This is a genomic window from Sulfurimonas sp. C5, assembly GCF_029872055.1.
Taxonomy (GTDB): domain Bacteria; phylum Campylobacterota; class Campylobacteria; order Campylobacterales; family Sulfurimonadaceae; genus Sulfurimonas.
The window spans coordinates 1-5827 of sequence record NZ_JARXNQ010000013.1; the positions used below are offsets into that span (position 1 = coordinate 1).

General features: G+C 26.8%; 5 protein-coding genes. All 5 read right to left on the bottom strand.

The annotated features are described in order from the left end of the window. Positions 1–121: 121 nt before the first annotated feature. Genes P6N22_RS10545 through P6N22_RS10565 form a run of 5 tightly spaced genes read right to left on the bottom strand, consistent with a single transcriptional unit; the run spans position 122 to position 5598 of the window. Positions 122–1177, bottom strand: a complete 1056-nt coding sequence (locus tag P6N22_RS10545) for a hypothetical protein (RefSeq protein WP_280332780.1) — start codon at positions 1175–1177, stop codon at positions 122–124. Between the two features lie 7 nt (positions 1178–1184). Then, positions 1185–2153, bottom strand: a complete 969-nt coding sequence (locus tag P6N22_RS10550) for a glycosyltransferase family 2 protein (protein ID WP_280332781.1) — start codon at positions 2151–2153, stop codon at positions 1185–1187. Then, positions 2150–3442 (bottom strand): O-antigen ligase family protein, encoded by a 1293-nt coding sequence (locus tag P6N22_RS10555; RefSeq protein WP_280332783.1) that lies wholly within the window; start codon positions 3440–3442, stop codon positions 2150–2152. Before P6N22_RS10555 ends, P6N22_RS10550 begins: the two co-directional genes overlap by 4 nt. Beyond that, entirely contained in the window at positions 3393–4496 is a 1104-nt protein-coding gene (locus P6N22_RS10560; RefSeq protein ID WP_280332785.1) for a hypothetical protein, read from the bottom strand. The genes P6N22_RS10555 and P6N22_RS10560 overlap by 50 nt, the downstream gene beginning before the upstream one ends. A gap of 7 nt (positions 4497–4503) precedes the next feature. Beyond that, the gene (locus P6N22_RS10565; RefSeq protein WP_280332787.1) at positions 4504–5598 is read right to left on the bottom strand and encodes a hypothetical protein; all 1095 of its coding nucleotides are present in this window, start codon (positions 5596–5598) and stop codon (positions 4504–4506) included. Positions 5599–5827 lie beyond the last annotated feature (229 nt).

Sequence of the window (5827 nt, forward strand, 5' to 3'; positions counted from 1 at the left end):
CGCAAATACTAAGAAACCTTTCGCACCTGTTACTAACCTTCTATTGAGTAAAAAGAAATAGATGAAAAATGTTATCGGTAGAAAGAAAAATATGTACTCGTAGCTGTTAAATAGCATCTATTTATTCTTGCAATGTATTTTGAAAAATTTTACTTCTGGATACAGCTTCACTGCCATGAGGAGACCAATGCGTATCATCAACAAAATAGATATCTTTTTTATTGTCTTTTAATAAGGGTTCTAAAATAGCTTTAGTATCTATAAATATATAATCTTTATGTAATGGACGTATAAGATCGAAAAAAGGATTTTTTGGATGAGGATTGTTCTTTATAAAACTATAATACAGATCATATTTATCAGTTGTTGGCATAAAGATAAGTTTGATACCGTCTTTGTCTAGTATTTTAGCTAGTTTGTTAAAACTTTCGTTAATATTAGCAACACTTTCTTGAGTGAAGAGAGGAATGTTTTTTATGTCGTCATGAAAAATTAGTACATCTTTATGATTAGAAAAAAGTTCTTTTGTAAGTTGAAGTTTATGAACATCTTTCTTAGGGTTTTCTTTAAACTTATATGCTAAATAATAGTATGGAAGTTTGTAATTTGCAGTATTGATTATAGATATATCTTGATGTTGGACCGAAAAAATTTTTTTACTGATTTCTGGATTTTTTAGATTAAATTGAGTGTAATCAATCTCTTTGTTAAACCTTGTTGTTAAAAATCTTTCAACAGACTGAATAAGAACGTATTTGACTTGTTTTTGTTTTAAAAAACCACTATTATGTAGTCCGACTACAGTTTCAATAAACTGATCATATTTTATAGGATTTACATTAAGAATATTTTTATTATAAAGTGATGAAAGGTAATCTTGGTAGTAAGGATTAAGTCCACCGCTTACACCATGAGAAAAAGAATCACCCACTGTTATCATATCTATCGATTGATTGTGAAAAGTTTTATCATATATAAATGATTTTTTTAAAGTATACTCTAGCGTTTTTGGCTGTATCATATCAAGTTGATAAGACATTCTTGAAAGATCTCCAGTAGATGTTTGATCGTCTAATCCAAAAATTTTTGATGTAAAAAAGACCCACATTATTACATGGTAGCTAAGAAATAGAATGATAATACTGCTTAAATATTTTAGATATATTTTACTTTTCATTGCGCAATTATAGTATAAAAAAAGAAAGAGTTTTTAATTTCATTCCAACAGCTGTTCTAAATGCTCTTCTGGAACGTTTACTCTCTCTAATAGAACAAAATAACTCTTCTGTATAACGGTGTAGAATTTTATATAATTTATAGTTGAAGTATATTTTGTTAAAATTCTTATAATGCTCTAAAAGTAACTCTAAAGTTTTGATGGTATCTTCATCTTTTAATATTTCAAGAGATAAAAATGATTCACAATCTTTTGCCCTGATATTTGCAACTTTCATACGAAGATTCTTCTTATAACGTAACCTTTGGAATATATTCGTAGGTATAATATCCCCTTGATGTGTAACTTGGCCTTCATATTTTCTGTAGTATGTCATTGGTTCTTCAGTATAGGTTATGTGTCCATAAGTAGATGCTACATATCCTATCCAAATATCATGATAACTCATTTGTTCAGGAATAGGAAGAATATACTTAACAAGTTCTTGTTTGAACATCATTGTATTTCCAGAAACAAAATTATTTAAAAAGAAAGCTTTATTACATCTACCTTTACAAAGATTACTTTTTGGACGCACAAGCTGTGTACCAGTTTCTTTTGAATCTTTATCCATGATTAAAGCATCTGAATAGATTAAAACATTATCATCTAATTCATTATAAAACTTTTCCAGTTTATTTTGCTTCCAAATATCATCTTGATCTGCTAAAGCAATAAAATCTCCTGAACATAAAGCAATTGTTTTTTCGAAGTTTTTTAAAAATCCTAAATTTTTTTCATTTTTATACAATTTAATACGTGGATCGATATTTTGATAGTTTTCAATAATTTGTACAGTGGAGTCAGTTGAACAATCATCTGATATTATGATTTCTAGATTTTTATATGTTTGGTCTAAAATAGAATCTAGCTGTTCTTGTAAATATTTTTCTCCATTATATGTACACATTGCTATTGAAATTAATGGTTGACTCATTCTTTTATATTCCTTTGGACGCTATTGTAGTATGTTGTTATTGTTAAAGAGATTAAAACTAGAAATATTGTTCCAAGTTGATTGAGAACAAAAAAGTAGTTGACAAACATATAAAGCATGAAATTAATTAGCAAAATGCTGTTTAGAGATTTCCATTGAAGATCTGGAATTCTTGATTTGTAAAGAGAATAAAATATATTTAGCAAAATAAAAAATCCAACAAGACCAAATTGAATGAGGTGGTCTAGATATTCATTATGTAATGTTTGCATCCCTGGTGACATTGGATTTCTAAAAACGAGAAGATTATCTTTTTGCTGCTTGGATACATTGAGGTCTTCGATAGTTTTTATAGCAAGATCAATATGTTCTTGAGTTCCATGACCAATAAATGGCTTTTGTAAAAAAAGTTGAAAGCCAATGAGATTCATGCCAATTCTCGAACCAGTAGAACCGGCATATTCATTATTGTTAATAGCAAGATGAAGTTGTTTGTAGATATTGGTTATACGTTTATGGAAAGTTGAACTATAGGTAAAAGCTAATGTATTAATAATAATTACAGAACTGATAAATAGTAATATTATTTTTTTATTTATCTGAAAAGATTGATACAAAACTATAAATACAGTTATAAAATAGAGGATATAAGAAGATTTAGAATCAAGTATAAAAATAGTAAAAGTTGAAATTAAAAAGAGTATCAAATACGGAGCTTTTTTTAGATTCGAACTTTTTGTTGTCAGTTCATATAAACTTAATCCAATTGCAATAATTATTAGTAATGAATATTGTGAATAGGTATAAAAAAATGGGACATATTTACCATAGCCAGTTATATGTATAAAAGGTATGGTAAAGTCTGTGAACATGAATAAACTTGTAACCTCACTGATAAATATTGCCAGTAGAAAAGCATTTTTTAGCTTATCTTTGAAAGGGTCTTGAATAATTGTCAAAAAAATAATGCTATAAAACAGATATTTATACGTTTTTAGTTTCCAGAGCATAGTGTCAATTTGTTCACTATTTAGGGACCATAAAATATACATAACAAAAAAAAGTAATATTGATTGAAATACTCTATGTTTAAGGGCAAATAGCAGTTTTTCTTTAATTTGACCACTAAATAGATATAATAAAACTATAATATTCAAGATAGTTGTTGAAAAATGTATATTGAAAGGTAATAGGAATATATATAGTATTAAAAAGTAATTAATAAGAGTGGTGACTTTTTCATGGATGGTTTGCATATAATGCCTTTTTAAGAAAAGTAAAATTTTCATTTATTATAGCTTTAATGGCTAATTCACTCCAATGTGAATCATCTGGATAATAAACATTTAGAGTACCTTTTAGTAAAAGTTGTTCTAAAATCTTCTTTGTATCTATAAAAATGTATTCTTTGGGTAGTTTTCGAATTATTTTAAAAAAAAGATTTTTACGATAAGGATTGTTTTTAATATATGGATAATATAAATCATATTTGTCGACAGTCGGCATAAAAATTAACTTTACATCGATGCTTTTTAATAGTATAGCTAAATGATTGAGGTTTTGGTTAAGCATAAAAATATTTTCTTGTGTATTATATGGAAGAGATAAAATATCTTCATGGTGAATAAGTAGTTTATCAGAAAAATTTTCTGGAGAGAAAAGATTTTTATTGAGTTCTAACAACATAACGTCAGGATGAAAATGTACTTTCTTTTTTGATTGGTAGTTATAATAAGGAAATTTATAATTAGCAGTACTGATAAAATTAATCTTTGGTATATAAGAATCGTATTGTCTTGAGGAACGAATAACTTTGTTTATATCTATATCGTTAAAAGAATAATCAAATTTTTTAGCATAGCGCTGAACACAAAACCGTTCTACACTTTGGATAATTACAAATTTAACATGGTGTTGTTTTAACCATCCATTGTTGTAAAGTGCTATAACTGGTTTGAATGTATTGACACTATGGTCTCTTGTATCAAGAATATTCAAAACTGAAGCATTGTAGTCAGTTGCTAAATAGTCTTGATAATATGGGTTTTTACCTCCTGTAGCAGCATTTGAAAAGGAATCACCTAGTGTCAATATATCAATTTTTTTATCACTAGTGTATTGCTCTTTATTAAGATGTTTTTTGGGTAGTGTATATTCAAGTTTTCTTGGGTAAAGTGCATCTACTTGATAACCAACGCGAGCAATATCTCCAATATATAAATAGTCTTTTCTATCAAATATTTTTGATGTATAAAATGTATATATATACAAATGATATAAGCTAAAGAGGATAACTATAAGAATAGTAAAAAAAACAAATTTTTTATAAGGTTTTTTTTTCATTTATATACTATTTATTCCCAAAAAGTTTTTGAAAAACTTGATCATTTGTAATTGCATCACTGGCTTTATAGCTCCAATGAGTATCATCACTATAGTAAAGATCAAGCGTATTATGACTTAGTTTGTCTTTTAAAATTTTTTCACTGTCTATAAAAAGATACTCTTTTTTCAGTGGGTTGATTAATTTAAAAAATAAATTTTTTTGGAATTTATTATTTTCAATATAATCATAGTAAACATCATATTTATCTGGTGCGACTAAAAAAAGTAATTTTATATTAAGAGGTTTTAAAATTTTTGCTAAGTGGTTGAAATTTTTATTGATCAGCATAACACGTTTAGGGTCATTTTTGATATTTTGTACATCAGAATAGTGAAAAAGTAGATTCGTTTTATATGTAGGTGTAGAGAAAAGCGGTTTATTTAATGTCATTTTGACAACATCTTTTTGAGCTCTTTGATTAAAAGTATATTTAATTCCATAATAGAGAAACTTGTAGTTTGCCGTATTAATCTGCTTTAGATTTGGTATATAAGAATCGTTTGTTTTTATAGAAGTAATCAGAGGAGTTATATTAAACTGTTTTTGAGTCCAATCAAAATCTTTTGCAAAACGTTCATACACACCTCTTTGAGCACTTTCTATAATTATAAGTTTCGGTTTATGCGTTTGAAGCCAGCCATTGTTATATAATGAAACAATAGTTTCAAAAAGACGATGACCCTGATTTGTAATATTCATAATATTTAAAACTTTTAAATTGTATTTTGTAGATAAATAGTCTTGATAATATGGATTTGTACCGCCAGTAGCAGCGTTGGAAAAAGAGTCTCCAATTGTTAATACATCTATAGATTCATCATGATAAGGAGTTGAGTTGATTAATCTTTTTGGTAATGTATATTCCAGTTTTCTTGGAAATAAAGAGTCTACCTGATAAGACATTCTTCCAATATCTCCAATATACATATCATCTGTTCTTCCAAAAATTTTTGAAGTATAAAGATTCCATACAATAAAGTGAAATGTTACGTATAAAGATATTGGAATCAATATTAAAATAAGAAAATGTTTGACTGATATTTTTTGGTTTAAGTACAAAATTAAATCCTTAAAAATTAAAATACAAAAATTCACTTAATCTGTGTATATTGAATATAGAATAAAGTGAAATGCTAATGAAAAATATCATATAGTACTTAGTCGGCTTAAAATTGTTGGTAAAGAAAGAGGAGTTTTTAAACCAAAGAATAAAAAAGAAAGCACCAATGATGAAATAAAGTGTTTTGTCTTTACCATTAATATGTTCAAAGACACGACCAAAGGATAC